General features: G+C 68.0%; 15 protein-coding genes. 3 read left to right on the top strand and 12 right to left on the bottom strand.

Annotated features, from left to right (window positions below):
* Positions 1-197 precede the first annotated feature (197 nt).
* Together CAL25_RS15505 and CAL25_RS15500 are read right to left on the bottom strand one after the other, a co-directional pair.
* On the bottom strand, positions 198-512 hold the full coding sequence (locus CAL25_RS15505; RefSeq protein ID WP_249279108.1) for a Txe/YoeB family addiction module toxin: 315 nt from the start codon (positions 510-512) through the stop codon (positions 198-200).
* Positions 463-762, bottom strand: coding sequence for a type II toxin-antitoxin system Phd/YefM family antitoxin (locus CAL25_RS15500; protein WP_094801616.1), 300 nt, complete (start codon positions 760-762; stop codon positions 463-465). The genes CAL25_RS15505 and CAL25_RS15500 overlap by 50 nt, the downstream gene beginning before the upstream one ends.
* 289 nt (positions 763-1,051) lie before the next feature.
* Between CAL25_RS15500 and CAL25_RS15495 the strand changes: the two genes are divergently transcribed.
* Positions 1,052-1,528 (top strand): hypothetical protein, encoded by a 477-nt coding sequence (locus CAL25_RS15495; protein WP_094801586.1) that lies wholly within the window; start codon positions 1,052-1,054, stop codon positions 1,526-1,528.
* 118 nt (positions 1,529-1,646) lie between these two features.
* Here CAL25_RS15495 and CAL25_RS15490 read toward each other — a convergent pair whose 3' ends face one another.
* From CAL25_RS15490 to CAL25_RS15450, 9 genes are all read right to left on the bottom strand, one after another.
* Positions 1,647-2,504 carry an isocitrate lyase/PEP mutase family protein gene (locus tag CAL25_RS15490; protein ID WP_094801584.1) on the bottom strand — a complete coding sequence of 286 codons (858 nt, stop codon included), beginning with the start codon at positions 2,502-2,504 and terminating at the stop codon, positions 1,647-1,649.
* Positions 2,504-3,025, bottom strand: coding sequence for a 3-isopropylmalate dehydratase (locus tag CAL25_RS15485; RefSeq protein ID WP_094801582.1), 522 nt, complete (start codon positions 3,023-3,025; stop codon positions 2,504-2,506). The genes CAL25_RS15490 and CAL25_RS15485 overlap by 1 nt, the downstream gene beginning before the upstream one ends.
* Complete coding sequence (locus tag CAL25_RS15480; protein WP_094801580.1) at positions 3,022-4,293, bottom strand: 3-isopropylmalate dehydratase large subunit; 1,272 nt, start codon at positions 4,291-4,293, stop codon at positions 3,022-3,024. The genes CAL25_RS15485 and CAL25_RS15480 overlap by 4 nt, the downstream gene beginning before the upstream one ends.
* Positions 4,294-4,314: 21 nt before the next feature.
* On the bottom strand, positions 4,315-5,169 hold the full coding sequence (locus CAL25_RS15475) for a GntR family transcriptional regulator (protein ID WP_094801578.1): 855 nt from the start codon (positions 5,167-5,169) through the stop codon (positions 4,315-4,317).
* Between the two features lie 33 nt (positions 5,170-5,202).
* A complete protein-coding gene (locus CAL25_RS15470) occupies positions 5,203-6,162 on the bottom strand; it encodes a tripartite tricarboxylate transporter substrate binding protein (RefSeq protein ID WP_249279107.1) in 960 nt (319 codons plus the stop codon).
* Between the two features lie 290 nt (positions 6,163-6,452).
* Complete coding sequence (locus CAL25_RS15465) at positions 6,453-7,430, bottom strand: Bug family tripartite tricarboxylate transporter substrate binding protein (RefSeq protein WP_094801576.1); 978 nt, start codon at positions 7,428-7,430, stop codon at positions 6,453-6,455.
* A gap of 217 nt (positions 7,431-7,647) precedes the next feature.
* Positions 7,648-8,412 carry an SDR family oxidoreductase gene (locus tag CAL25_RS15460; protein WP_094801575.1) on the bottom strand — a complete coding sequence of 255 codons (765 nt, stop codon included), beginning with the start codon at positions 8,410-8,412 and terminating at the stop codon, positions 7,648-7,650.
* A gap of 54 nt (positions 8,413-8,466) precedes the next feature.
* A complete protein-coding gene (locus tag CAL25_RS15455; protein WP_094801573.1) occupies positions 8,467-9,201 on the bottom strand; it encodes a fumarylacetoacetate hydrolase family protein in 735 nt (244 codons plus the stop codon).
* Positions 9,202-9,211: 10 nt separating this feature from the next.
* Positions 9,212-10,165, bottom strand: coding sequence for a 2-hydroxyacid dehydrogenase (locus CAL25_RS15450; protein ID WP_094801612.1), 954 nt, complete (start codon positions 10,163-10,165; stop codon positions 9,212-9,214).
* A gap of 140 nt (positions 10,166-10,305) precedes the next feature.
* Between CAL25_RS15450 and CAL25_RS15445 the strand changes: the two genes are divergently transcribed.
* Both CAL25_RS15445 and CAL25_RS15440 read left to right on the top strand, forming a co-directional pair.
* The gene (locus CAL25_RS15445) at positions 10,306-11,466 is read left to right on the top strand and encodes a citrate/2-methylcitrate synthase (protein WP_094801571.1); all 1,161 of its coding nucleotides are present in this window, start codon (positions 10,306-10,308) and stop codon (positions 11,464-11,466) included.
* Positions 11,467-11,679: 213 nt separating this feature from the next.
* Complete coding sequence (locus CAL25_RS15440) at positions 11,680-12,663, top strand: LysR substrate-binding domain-containing protein (protein WP_094801569.1); 984 nt, start codon at positions 11,680-11,682, stop codon at positions 12,661-12,663.
* Between the two features lie 15 nt (positions 12,664-12,678).
* Here CAL25_RS15440 and CAL25_RS15435 read toward each other — a convergent pair whose 3' ends face one another.
* Complete coding sequence (locus CAL25_RS15435; protein WP_094801567.1) at positions 12,679-14,091, bottom strand: MFS transporter; 1,413 nt, start codon at positions 14,089-14,091, stop codon at positions 12,679-12,681.
* Positions 14,092-14,150: the final 59 nt, after the last annotated feature.

The following is a 14,150-nucleotide window of genomic DNA, read 5'->3' as shown; positions in this document are numbered from 1 at the left end:
AGCTTGGCGTAGGGCTTGGTCATGTCTGTTCTCCGGTTCGGTTGAGGGGCGCGGGGTTGAGTGGGGCGCCGTTTGCAGGTCTGCGTCGTTGCGTCGCTGCCATGAACAGAACTTTAAAGAACAGGACGAAAGCCCGGTAGATGGTGAAAATTCGCTTCAGTGTTCTATTTTAAGAACGATTAGGCCGAGTGCGAGGATCAAGGCGCCTGGTAGTGGTAGCGGCACTGCAGCACGATGATCCGGCCATCCTGCACGGTGTAGACGAGGCGATCCGTTTTGTTGATGCGGCGCGACCAGAAGCCGGTCAGGTCACCGCGCAGCGGTTCGGGTTTGCCAGTGCCCCGCAACGGATCGCGCGAGATCTCGCGGATCAGCGCATTGATTGCGCGCACAACCTGTACGTCGTGCGCGTACCAATGGCAGTAGTCTTCCCAGGCTTGAGAGGTCCAGGCCACCATCACGTCATCGCTTGCGGCGGCCTTGTTTCGCGCCTTTTTGCGTTGCTGGTTCATCGCCCAACAGACCTCGTTCGAGGGTCTTGCCAGACTTGAACTCGGCGAGCGAGCGGCGCAAGCGCTCGGCGTTCGCCGTAGACCCCAGGAGGTGCAGAGTCTCCTGCATGCTGTTGTAGTCGTCCAGGGAGAGCAGGACAACGTGATCACCCCGCTGACGCGTGATGATCGTGGGTTCGTGGTCGGTGCACACCGCGTCGAGCGTCTGCTTGAAGCTGGCTCGCGCCTCGCTGAAGGTGAGAACGTTCATGATCAGCTCCTGTTGGGCCCCGGGGTCGCGCAGATGCACCGCGCCTGCTTTCGCCGCGACTGTGCAGCATGGCGACCGGCTCCGCGCGCTACGCGTCGGCGGCCGTAGCGAACATTGTACGAAAACCGGTACAACTGCGGCAACGGGGGATTCGGGCGCCGCGCCTCGCCTGCAGTGCTGCCCCGAACGCCCATCCTGGCGATAACGGCGCCCTGCCCTACGCCGTTTGGCGAATCCGGCAGCGCGCGCGAGAATTCGGCTTTCCAATTGCCCTGCTCTCCCCACGGACATGCCGCTGCAACCGCCCGAGCCTTACCTGCCCCGACGCATCGCCCCGCTGGGCCTGTGGAAAGATGAAACACGCACGCTCAAGGCGTACGCCATCCAGCGCGATCCGGACGCTGCCGTGCCGATGCTCGCAGACGAGGTCGCCACGGCCGCCTGCGCGGCCTCGCTGAACGTGCTGCGCGAGCAGGCCGGCCCACGCGATCACGATCTGGGCTACGCCATCGTGCACGTGGGCGAAGAGGCCGTGTGGCTGCTGGTGGACTGGTGGATCTCGGGCGGCATCGTGTGCCAGCGCATGCTGTCGGCGCCGCTGGCCCGGCCCACGCAGTTCGAACCGGTCACCGCGCCCGCGCTCGCCTGCGTCTGGGAACTCGCGGTGATCGCACACGAACGCGACGCCTGGGTGCGTCACATGCTGCGCGACGCGCCGATGGCGTCGGGCTATCTGAACGATGTTCTGGAGACGGGGCGGTACTGACGCGATCGCTCAGTCGTGTTCCGCCATCTCGCGCTCCGCAGCGCGCTCTCAACGCCGATTTCGAGTCAGGTAGCTCGACTGCCCCCGGCTCGTTGCCACGAGTTTAAGCGCTCCTTGCTCATTGGTACTTCTTTCCCACCGCCAGCAGTTCGGTCGTGCCGATCACGTCGTTGAGGCCGTCGAAGTCCAGCATGCGGTCGCGCCACGGGTTGGTGGTGCCGTGCTGGCGCAGGCTGCCGTAGTAGCCCTGCAGCATGTGCGCCACGGCGCGTGACGTGCCGCCCGGGAAAATCACGATGCGAAAGCCGCGCTCGGCCAGCGCCTGCGCGCTTTCCACGGGGGTCTGGCCACCTTCGACCATGTTGGCCAGCAGGGGCACGCGGTGCGCGAAGCGTGCGCAGGCGGTGTCGAGCTGTTCTTCGGTCCGCAGCGCTTCGACGAAGATCGCGTCGACACCGCATTCGAGGTAGCGCTCGGCGCGTTCGAGGGCGGCATCCAGCCCTTCGACGGCCAGCGCATCGGTGCGCGCCAGGATCAAGGTGTTGTCGCGGGCATCGAGCGCCGCGCGCAGCTTGCCGCACATCTCGGCCACCGGCACGACCGTCTTGCCGGCCAGATGGCCGCAGCGCTTCGGAAAGCCCTGGTCCTCGATCTGGATCATCGCCGCGCCTGCACGCTCGAAGCCGCGCACGGTGCGCTGCACATTGAGCGCGTTGCCAAAGCCCGTGTCGCCATCCACGATGACCGGCACGCTCACGCGCTCGGTGATGCGCGCCAGGGTGTCGGCCACCTCGGAGTAGGTCGTCAGGCCGACATCGGAGCGGCCCAGCCGCGAGTAGGCGATCGATGCGCCCGACAGATACAGCGCCTCGAATCCCGCCTGCTCCGCGATCAACGCGGACAGCGCGTCATAGACGCCAGGGGCCAGCACGCTCTGCCCGGCGTCGAGCCGGGACTTCAACAACGATACGGTCATCATGCCCTCAAGGGATGGCGCGCCAGGCTGCCTTCGGCGAGCCGGCGCTGCAATAGATTCATCAAGCCGCCGGCACGCACCATGTCGAGCAGAAAGCCCGGCACCTCGGCGCACGGCAGCGCGTCGCCATTGGCCCGCAACACGCGCCGGCCCGGCAGGTCGAGCGTGACGGACTCGCCCTCTTCGATCTCGGTGGCGCGCTCGCAGGTCACGAGCAGCAGGCCCACATTGAACGCGTTGCGGAAATACAGACCATTGAAATTCGGCGCGATCACCGCCGCCACGCCCAGATGGACCAGGGCCGCGGCGGCCTGCTCGCGCGAGGAGCCGATGCCGAAATTGCGGCCCGCGACCAGCACGTCGCCCGCCGCCACGCCCGCCGCGAACTCCGGGCGCACGCCCTGCAGGCAATGGCGCGCGATCTCGTCGATGCCGAATTTCATATAGGCGCCGGGCGCCAACTGGTCGGTGTCGACATCGTCGCCCACGCGCCAGGCACGGTGTGATGGGTCGTGCGTCATGCCAGCACCTCGCGCGGATCGGTGATGCGGGCGGTCAGGGCCGCGGCCGCCACGGAATACGGCGACGCGAGAAACACCCGCGCCGTCTCGGCGCCCATGCGCCCCTTGAAGTTGCGGGCCGTGGTCGACATGACGTTGGCGCCCTCGGGGATCGAGCCGCCATAGCCCGAACAGGCTCCGCAGGAATTCGGCAGTACCTGGGCGCCGGCCTGCACCAGCACATCCATCACGCCCTCTTCCTGCGCCCGCTGCTGATCGCGCGCGCTGGCCGGGGCCACCATGAGGCTCACGCCCGCGGCCACGCGGCGGCCGCGCAGCACCTCAGCGGCGGCACGCAGGTCTTCGAGCTTGGCACCGGTACAAGCGCCGATATAGGCGGCCTGGATCGGCGTGGCGGGGTAGTCGCCCACCGGCGCGGCGTTGGCCGGGCTGTGCGGTGCGGCCACTTGCGGCGCCAGCGCGCCGGCGTCGAACACGTGACGCTCGAGCGGCGCACCGGCGTCAGTCTGCCACCGCGCCACGTCGATCTCGAGTGCGCCCGGCACACCCGCGGCATGCAGATAATCCAGCGTGACCTGGTCGGGCGCGATCAGCCCGACCTGCGAGCCCAGTTCGGCCGACATGTTCGACAGCGTCATGCGCTCCTGCATCGACAGCGCGCGCACGGCCTCACCACAGAACTCCACGGCCTGATAGCGGCCGCCGTTCATGCCGAAGCGGCCGATCATGGCGAGCGCCATGTCCTTGGCCGTCACGCCGTGCGCCAGACGGCCGTTCCATTGCATGGCGAGCGTCTGCGGCACCTGCACCCAGATCTCGCCGCTCACCACCACGCCCAGCATCTCGGTGCTGCCCACGCCGAACATATACGCGCCGAACGCGCCGCCGGTGGGCGAATGCGAATCGCCGCCCACGCAGAACATGCCGGGCCGGATATGGCCGTGTTCGGGCACCACCACATGACAGATGCCGACCGAGTCGTACACATGCGGCAGCGCCTGCTCGCGCGCCCAATCGCGTGCGATGCGCACGATGCGGCGCGACTCGTCGTCCGCCTCGGGCACATAGTGGTCCATCACGAGCACCACCTTGTCGCGGTCCCACAGGCCCGTGCCCAGCGACTCGAGCATGGGCTTGAGCCGGCGCGGACCACTGGAATCGTGGAACATCGCCAGCTCGACCTGGCAGGTAATGATCTCGCCCACCGACACCGCGTCGCGGCCGCTCGCCGCGGCCAGCAGCTTCTGGGCCAGGGTTGATTCAGGCATGGTTTGCCTCTCTCTGTTTTGTCAGGACCGCGCCGTGCGCGTCGCGGCCTTCGCCGTGCGCGGCCGGGCAGACGCGCGCGAGGGCAAGGGCACCGCGCCCGGCGCGCTCACGCCGGCGGGCAGCCAGTTGGGCTCGCCCTGCGTCTCGTGTGCCTGCATGTCCATCCGGTATTCGTAGCGATCGGGGCGGTAACGAGCGAGCAGCCACTCCACCGGCCGGCCCGCGTCGTCGCGCACCAGGCGCCGCAGCGTCAGCAGCGCCGAGCCCACCGGCACCTCGAGCGCCGCCGCCAGCTGCGGATCGGCCAGCTCGGCCGAAATCGATTGCTCCGCGCGCGCCACGCGCACGCCCAGTTCGCGGAAGATCGCAAGCAGCGGCCGGCTGTTCAGGTCGGCCTTGCGGATACGCGCGCCGATATCGCCGGGAACGTAGGTCTCGAGGTGCGAGAACGGCACACCCTCGTAGCTGCGCACCCGCACCGAATGCTGCACCGATGCGCCCGGCGCGAGCTCCATCGCGGCGGCCACCGCCGCGGGCGCCGGCATCACCGCCAGCGACACCAGCTTCACCTGGGTCTGCATGCCCATGTTCGACAGGTGCTGCATCAGTGCGTCCATGCCCGCCCCGGCCTGCGGCGCGTCGACCCAGCCCTTGCGGTCGGCGGCGAAGGTGCCCCGGCCCTGGCGGCGCTCGATGAGGCCATCGGCCTCGAGCGCATCCAGCGAACGGCGGATCGTCAGGCGCGACACACCGTATTCCGCCGCCAGCGCGTTCTCGCCCGGCATCGGCGCCTCGCCCGCGAATCCGCCGCCCGCCAATCGTTGCTTGAGCAACAGATAGACCTGGTGATAGAGGGGAAGCGGATTCTTGGACAAGGGTGTACTCCGGATAGGGCGGACCGACGCCGTTCAGTCGATGGTCGCGCCGGTGAACTTGACGATTTCAGCGTAACGCGCGATGTCTTGGCGCACGAAGGCGTCGAGCTCTTCGGGCGTGCTGCTCACCGCCGTGGCGGCTTCGCCTTCGAGCAGCTTGCGGAACTCGGGCGTGTCGACGGCCTTGCGCGCGGCGGCGTTCAGGCTCTTCACCGTGTCGGGCGAGAGGCCCGCCGGGCCGAACATCGCGAACCATGCATTGGACTCGAAGCCCTTGATCGTGTCACCGATGGGCGGCACGTTGGGGAATTGCGCCAGCGCCTTGGGGCTCGTGACGCCCAGCGGCTTGAGCGCACCGGTCTTCATGTGCGGCAGCGCGTTGAGCGAGCTCGCGATCATCATGTCGACCTGACCACCCAGCAGATCGGTGATGGCGGGCGCCGTGCCCTTGTACGGCACATTCAGGATGTCCAGACCGGCCATCATCTTCATGCGCTCGCCGGCCATATGCAGCGACGAGCCCAGCGCGCCGATCGCCATCGTGTACTTGCCGGGATGCGCCTTCACTTCCTTCACGAACGACGCCATGTCGTTCGCCGGAAAATCCTTGCGCGTCACCAGCACGCTCGGCACGTTGGCGAGCATGCTGATCGGCTTGAAGTCCTTGACCGGATCGAACGGCAGATTGCGGTAGAGCGAGGCGTTGATCGAGAAGCTGGTGAACGTGACGAGCAGCGTGTTGCCGTCGGACTTGGCCTTCGCCACGTAGTCGGCGGCGATGTTGCCACCGGCACCGGGGCGGTTTTCGATCAACACCGTGCGCTTGAGCTCCTTCGCCATATGCTGCCCGATGCTGCGGGCCACCGTGTCGGTCGTGCCGCCCGGCGGCGCGCCGACGACGAGCCGGATCGGCGCTTCCTGCGCGGCGGCGGGCAACGCGAAGGCGGCGGCGATCAGGCAGCCGGATATGAGGTGACGCAGGGGATGGGGCACGGGTTGTCTCCTGATATGTTGTATTGATGTAAATACAAGTGTACTCACAAGCAGACAAGCGTTGCAAGGACGGCCGGATCGGCAAGATGTGGGGAGTCCGCGTTCCTCAAGGCGGGAAGATGCGCCGGCAAAAGGAAAAGCCGCCTGGACGGCGGCCGAAGGACACACGGAAAAGCAGGATGTGAATCAAGTCGCCGTAGGCTCGTCCTCGATAGCAATAGCGACTCGCTTTCCTGCTGCCCCGAAGTCGCCCGGCCTGTGCCTCGCGCCGGCCGCGTGACCGCCCGCTCTCAATCCGCCGTGATCCCCGCCTCCTTCACGACCTTGCCCCACTTCTGCAGATCTGACGCGATCAGAGCCTTGTAGTCGTCCGGGGTGCCGCCCTGAACCTCGATGCCGGCGGCTTCGAGTTTGGCGCGCACGTCGGGCTGTTTGAGGGCCGCGTTGATGGCGGTGTTGAGCTTGGCCACGATTTCCTTGGGCGTGCCGGCCGGGGCGAGGAAGCCGCCGTTGGTGTTGGCGTTGTAGCCTTTGAAGCCTTGCTCTTCGGCGGTGGGCACATCGGGCAGGGCCTTGGCGCGATGCGAGGTGGAGACCGCGAGCGCGCGGACGTTGCCGGAGCGGACCTGTTCCTGGATGGCGCTCAAGGTGTCGATGTAGAGCGCGGTGCGGCCGGCCAGGAGGTCGGGATGCGCGGCGGACGAGCCCTTGTACGGCACCAGCAGCATCGGCGCGCCGCTCACCATCTTGAACATTTCCGCGGCCATTTCCTGGGCGCTGCCGCGACCGGAGGTGGCGACCTTGGCCTCGTCGGGGTTGGCCTTCAGCCACGCGACGAACTCGGGCAGCGTCTTGGCCGGGATCTTCGGATAGACGGCAAAGACCAGCGGGATCTCGTGGGTGTAGACAATCGGCTCGAAGCTCTTCTGCGGATCCCAGCCCAGATTCTTGAAGAGGTACTTGTTGATGTTGTGGCTGCCGCCCACGATGCCGATGGTGTAGCCGTCGGGCTTGGCATTGGCGAGCAGTTCGGTGCCGAGGTTGTTGGACGCGCCCGGGCGATTGTCCACGATCACGGGCTGGCCCAGCGACGCGGTGAGCTTTTCGCCGACGACGCGTGCGATCAGGTCGATGCCACCGCCCGGCGGCGCGGGCACGATGATCTTGACGGGATGATTCGGATAAGCGGCCTGCGCGAACGCGTGGCTGGGCGCGAGGGTCCAGGCGGCGGCGACGGCGAGGGTCTGGATAAGCGTGTTCAGTTTCATGCATGTCTCCGTTGGGGAGGCCGGCTCCTGCGCCGACTCTTGTGGATACCGTCAGCCACCAGGGCCACGGGTTGTGAGGTCCGCCGGCGCGGGTTGCGGCCGGCGGCGTGTATCGCTGCCACATCGCGGCGCCGCGTCGCTCTCGGCGCGGTGCCGTACTGCCTACGACTTCACTTCAATCCCTGATGCACGGCCGGCGTGCAGACCTGCGACCGCGTCAGCCGCGGCCCACGAACGGCATCCCGCTCGCCATGACCGTCATCGTCAATACATTGGCGTCCAGCGGCAGGCTGGCCATGTATCGGACCGCGCTGGCGACGTGCTTCGCGTCCATCATGGGTTCGGCCGCGACGGTGCCGCTGGCCTGCAAAACGCCACGCGTCATGCGCTCGGACAGCTCGGTGAGCGCGTTGCCGATATCGACCTGGCTGGCAACGATGTTGAACGCACGGCCATCGAGCGCGAGCGCCTTGGTGAGGCCCGTGACGGCATGCTTGCTGGCGGTGTACGGCGCCGTGAAGGGCCGCGGCGTGTGCGCCGAGATCGAGCCGTTGTTGATGATCCGGCCACCCTGCGGGGATTGACGCCGCATCAGCGCGAAGGCCGCGCGGGCGCACAGGAACACACCCGTCACGTTGGTGTTGATCACGCTGAACCACTTCTCGAGCGGCAGTTCGTCCATTGGCACGGCGGGCGCATTGACGCCCGCGTTGTTGAACACCAGGTCGAGCCGGCCATAACGGGATTCGATGGCATCGAACAGCGCCTGAACGCTCGCGGGAGCGGTCACGTCGGTCGGTATCGCGCAGGCCGTCTGGCCGCGGGCGGCGGCCTCTTCCTGCAGGATGTTCAGGGGCTCGGCACGGCGGCCGGCGAGCACGACCGTCCAGCCGTCGTCGAGCAGGGCCAGCGCGGTGACGCGGCCGACGCCGCTGCCGGCGCCGGTCACGAGGGCAATACGAGGGGTGGTGCTTGCGTTCAAGATACGACTCCAGGAAGCGGTGAGGTCAGGATCGAATTCAAACCATGCGGAGGGTCAGGCGGTGCCAGCCGGCGCGGCGCCAACCGGCGCGGCCCCAACCGGTGCGGCGCCGACCACGAGCGACAGCTCGCCCAGGCCGGCGATGCCCGCGCGAACGACATCTTCCGGCACAAGTGGCGCCACGCCCGCGGGCGTGCCGGTGAAAATCAGATCGCCGGCCGCAAGCCGCACCGAGCGCGACAACATCGCCACCAGCTCGGGCACGGACCACAGCAGATCGCCGATATCGGCACGCTGGCGTTCGGCGCCGTTGACGGTCAGCCAGATGGCCCCCGTCCTGGCATGCCCCGCGGCAGCGGCGGGCACCACCGCCGAGCACGGCGCGGAATGATCGAAGGCCTTGGCGGGCTCCCACGGGCCGCCCGCGCGCTTGGCCGCTTGCTGGAGGTCGCGCCGCGTGAGGTCCAGCCCGGCGGCATAGCCCCAGACGTGGTGCGCGAGCACCTGCGCCGGATCCAGATCCCGGCCGCCCTGCCCTAACGCCACGACCAACTCGATCTCATGGCAGAAGTCGGTGGTGCCGGGCGGGTACGGCAACGTACCGTCGGCGGGGGCCAATGCGCTCGCGGGCTTCATGAACCAGGCCGGCATGGCCGTGGGCGCGGGCTCGCCGGCTTGCCAGCGATAGTTGCGCCCGATGCAGAACACGCGGGCGACCGGAAAGCGTTGCGCGCTGCCCGCGATGGGCAGGCTGACGGGCGCGGGTGGCGCGAAGACGAAGTCGCTCACGGTGGGCGCCTCAGGTCGTCAGGCTCTGGCTCGGCCGCTCGCCGGCCAGGGCCTGCGCAATGCCGGCCAGCACCATTTCGCCCATGGCGTGGCGGGTCTCCCAGGTGGCGCTGGCGCGGTGCGCCTGCAGCGTCGTGCGGTCGGATGCGCGCAGCGCCTGCGGCACGCGTGGCTCGTCGACGAAGACGTCCAGGCCCGCGCCCGCGATGCGGCCCGCTTCGATGGCGGCGGCGAGATCGGCCTCGTTGACCAGCCGGCCGCGCGCCACGTTGATGAGATACCCCTGCGCGCCCAACGCGTCGAGCACGGTGGCGTTCACGATGCCTTCGGCCTTGTCGGCCGCCGCGCACAGGATCAGCGCATCGGAATCGCGCGCGAGCGCCACCAGATCGCCCACGAAGCCATACGGCACATCGTTCATGGCACGCAGATCGGTGTAGCGGATCGGGCAGCCGAACGCCGCGACGCGGGTCGCGACGGCACGGCCCACGCGGCCCATGCCCACGATGCCGACGCGCATGCCGCTGAATCGGCGCGCGAGCGGGATGGCGCTGGGCGAAGGAAATTTCTCCCACTGGCCTTCGCGCACGAAGCGGTCGCCCGCCACGATATTGCGACACGCCGCGATCAGCAGACCCACGGCCAGATCGGCCACGTCTTCGGTCAGGGCGCCGAGCGTGGCGGTGACAGGCAGACCGCGCTCGCGGCAGTACGCCAGATCCACGGCATCGGTGCCCACACCGTTGACGGCAACGATCTTGAGCGCGGGCAATTGCTCGAGCATGGCGCGGCTGATGCCGGTATGCCCGCCCGTGATCACCGCGTCGATCCGCGCGCCATGCTCGCGCAGCCATTCCTGGGGTTGCGCCATCTCGAAATGCTTGTGCACCTCGTAGCGCTCGGCCAGCGCGTCGTTGATGGCGGGGATGAGAATGGGATTGAGCTGGAGGACCTGTGGCTTCATATCGGTGCGCTTCACGTTGCGTTGACTGCCCGGCGGTCCTTCCACAAACCACCGTCTGCAGGAATGGCTCCATGGTATTTATACGTTGATTGCCATGGCAATCTTGATCTATAAAATCAACATACAAACTAGGGAAGACCATGGGTTCCTGGATGACGATGGCGCAGGCCTGCGAGCAGCTCGGCGTGCGACCGCAAACCGTGTACGCCTATGTGAGCCGCGGCAAGCTCGAAGTGATGGCCGATCCGTCCGACACGCGCCGCAGCCTGTACCGCGCCGAAGACGTGGCCGGCCTCGCGCGGCGCAAGCAGGCGGGGCGCAAGCACGAGACGCTCGCGGCAAACACCCTCTTTGGCGCCGAGCCCAGCATCCCCACGGCGCTGTCGTCCTTCCATCGGCAGCACCTGTACTACCGCGGCCGCGACGCCATCGTGCTGGCCCGCGAGGCCAGCCTCGAAGAAACGGCCCGCCTGCTGTGGGACGCCGAACAGCCCGTGGCTTTCTCGTCCGCGGGCCTCGCGCGCGTGGCCAGGCCGGGCCGCGCGGCGGCCTTCGGCGCGCTTGCCGCCCTTACCGCGACGGGTCATTCCACCCATGGCCGGCACCGCCGGGTCCTGCACGCCGAAGCGCAGGCCCTGATCGGACAGCTTGCGCACGCCTTCGGCGCGCAAGCCGGCGACGAGCCCCTGCATCAACGCTTCGCGGCGGGCTGGAAGCTGCCCGCCAGCGTGGGCAAGCGCCTGCGCACGGCGCTCGTGCTGCTGGCCGACCATGAGCTCACGAGCTCGGCCTTCGCGGCCCGCATCACGGCTTCCACCGGTGCTTCGCTGCCGGCCTGTCTGCTGTCGGGCCTCACCACCTTGTCGGGGCCGCTGCACGGCGATGCGTCGGGCCGCGTGCAGGCGCTGTTTGCCGATGTGGAGCGGCAAGGTGAAGACCAGGTGATCGCGCATCACCTGTCCACGGGCCTGCCGCTGGCCGGCTTCGGCCATCACCTCTATCCCGACGGCGATCCCCGCGCCACCGCGCTGCTTGCGCTGTTCGAGCCCCCCAAGGTCATCGCGCGCTTCATCGAAAAAGGGGTGGCGCTCACCGGCCAGCAACCCAACATCGACGTGGCGCTCGCCGCCCTGGCGGCCCATCACCGGCTGCCGGCGGACGCGGCCTTCGGCCTGTTCGCCACCGCGCGCAGCGTGGGCCTGATGGCGCACAGCCTGGAGCAGCTGGGAGAAGCGCAGGTGATCCGCCCACGCGGGCGCTACGTGGGGCCCGCGCCCGAAGGCGCGATCGCGCCGCGATAAGCAAGGGCCCGCGCGCGCCGCGGCTGCGCCGGGCCGCTCTCGGGCCGGTGGCGTCGTCCCTGTCGTGGGGCATGCCGGCACCGCCGCCGTGCACGACGCGGTGCGGAGTTGTCGCAATCTGCAACGGCCTCGCGCCCGGCCCGGCACGGCCCCGGGAAAGGATTACTATCGAAACCCGCACGACTCCCTGTGCGGTCAAGGCACGCGGCACTCATGCGGTATCGACTTCCTCCCCTGAACTCCCTGCGCATCTTCGAAGCCGTGATGCGCCACGGCTCCATACGCCAGGCGGCCGGCGAGCTCTGCCTCACGCCTCAGGCCGTGAGCCAGCAACTCAAGCACCTCGAAGCGCATCTCGATCTGCAGCTGTTCCAGCGCGACGTGCGCAGCCTCAAGCCCACGCCCGCCGCCCAGACCTTCTATCTGCATGTGCGCGATGGGCTGGACCGTTTCGCCGATGGCGTGCAGGCGGTGCAGGTGGCGCCGGCGCGGCCCCAGCTTTCGCTCTATGTCAGCCCGTATTTCGCGACGGAATTTCTGGTGCCGCGGCTCGGTCAGTTCACCTCGACCGTGCCCGACCTCGATCTGCGCATGGCGGTGGGCGTGGAGCCGGTGCAGCTCGATGCGCAATCGCTCGACGCCGCCATTCACTGGCATTACCAGGCACCGCCGGGCTTTGCCGAAACGCCGCTGATCGACGATCTCAAGGTGCTGGTGGCCACGCCCAGCCTGCTGCAGCGGCTGCCGGTCAACGAGCCGCGCGATCTGCTGGCGCACAGTGTGATCTCGTCGCTCGTGACCAACACGCTGTGGGAAGACACGCTTACCCTGCTGGGCGTGCACGAGCGGCCGGCGCAGCCGGTGATGCGTTTGCACACCCATGCCGCCATGATGGAGGCCGTGCTGGCCGGGCTGGGAGTGGGCTTCATCTCGTGGGCCGACGCCGTGCGCGGCGTGCAGTCGGGCCGGCTGGTGGCGCCGTTCGGCATGGATCTGCTCAAACAGTTGCCACCGCAACAGATGCCGCGCTTCAGCCTGCTGGTGCGGCCAGACCAGGCCTACTCGCCCGTGCTGCGCCAGTTCACGCGCTGGCTGCTCGAAGAGGTCTGCACCGAAGCGGTGAGCGGCTTTGTGTCGACGTGCCGTCAGGCTCCCGACGAGGAGTCCGACGGCACGGCCCTGCTGCGGCAGGGCTGACGCGTTCAGGCCGCGTCAGTCGGGGCTGGGCGCGTCGCCCGGCATCGGTTCGCCGGTGCGATCGCGGCTGTAGAGCAGCGCCACGATCCCCACCACCGCGGCAAACATCAGGTAGTAGGCCGGCACCATGTAATTGCCCGTGCGCTGGATCATCCAGGCATTGAGCATGGGCGCGGTACCGGCAAACAGCGCGACCGCCACGTTGTAGCTGATGGCCATGCCGGAGAACCGCACCTTGGTGTCGAACAGCGCCGGCACCGCCGCGAAGATGCAGCCCAGCAGCGCGGCCAGGCACAGGTTCAGGATCAGCAGCGACGCCACCTTCACCGCATAGGTCCCTTCGGCCAGCAGGTGGAAGCAGGGAATCGCCAGCAGCAGAATGCCCACGCTGCCAAGCAGCATCGTGGTCTTGCGCGAGATGCGATCCGCCAGGATACCCATCACCGGAATCATCGCGATCAGAAAGAGCTGAGGCCCGAGCGAGAGCAGAAAGCTCGTGTTGGCCTGCATCTTGAGCGTGTTGTTCAGATACGTGGGGATGTAGGTCGTGACCGTGTACAGCGTGACGTTGGTCACGATGATGAAGCCGCACGATTGCAGCAGCTCGGCGCGATGCGTGGAGAACAAATGCTTCCAGCTGGACTTCGGATGCGACTCGCGATTCTCGCGCACCGCTTCGAACGCGGGCGTTTCTTCGAGCCGGTTGCGGATGTACAGACCGATCGCGCCCAGCGGCAAGGCCAGCAGGAACGGCACGCGCCAGGCCCATTCGAGGATCTGCTCGGTCGAGAAGAACACGGTGAGCACCGTGGTGATGGTGGCGCCGAACGCAAAGCCACTGATGCAGCCGACCTCGATCCAGCTGGTGACGGCGGTGCGGCGCTTGTCGGAGCAGTACTCCGCCACGAAGATCGCGGCGCCGCTCCCTTCGCCGCCCGCCGAGATGCCTTGCAGCAGGCGCAGCAGCACCAGCAGGATGGGCGCGGCGATGCCAATCGTCTGGTACGAGGGCACGAGGCCGATCGCGAACGTGGCCACCGCCATCATCAGGATGGTGACGGTCAGGACATGCTTGCGGCCGAAGCGGTCGCCGATCGGACCGAAGATGAAGCCGCCGAACGGCCGGGCGAAGAACGCGACCGCGAACGCCGCCAGCGACGCGATGAGCTGGACGCCCGGCTCGCTGCTCGGAAAGAACACCTGCCCCAGCACCGCGGCCAGATAGCCGTACACCGAAAACTCGAACCACTCGACGAAGCTGCCCACCACGGAGGCGAGCACCACGCGATTCAGCTCCTGCTTGCCGACCTTGCGCGGCGTGGGCGGACCGCCCGCCTGCGCGGTGCCGGCCCCATTGGTCTGACCCGTGCCGGCGCCCGCGACCGGGCGGTCCAGCGCCGCGGTCGCGTTGATTACGTTGCTACTCATCGTTATTCCCCTGGTTATCGGGGCACGGCCGCGGCATGGTGCCGCGCCGTGCCCGGGTC

It is taken from the genome of Bordetella genomosp. 5, from assembly GCF_002261315.1.
Taxonomy (GTDB): domain Bacteria; phylum Pseudomonadota; class Gammaproteobacteria; order Burkholderiales; family Burkholderiaceae_B; genus Bordetella.
Note: the sequence above shows the minus strand (reverse complement) of the source record. Positions and strands in the feature narration are given on the sequence as shown.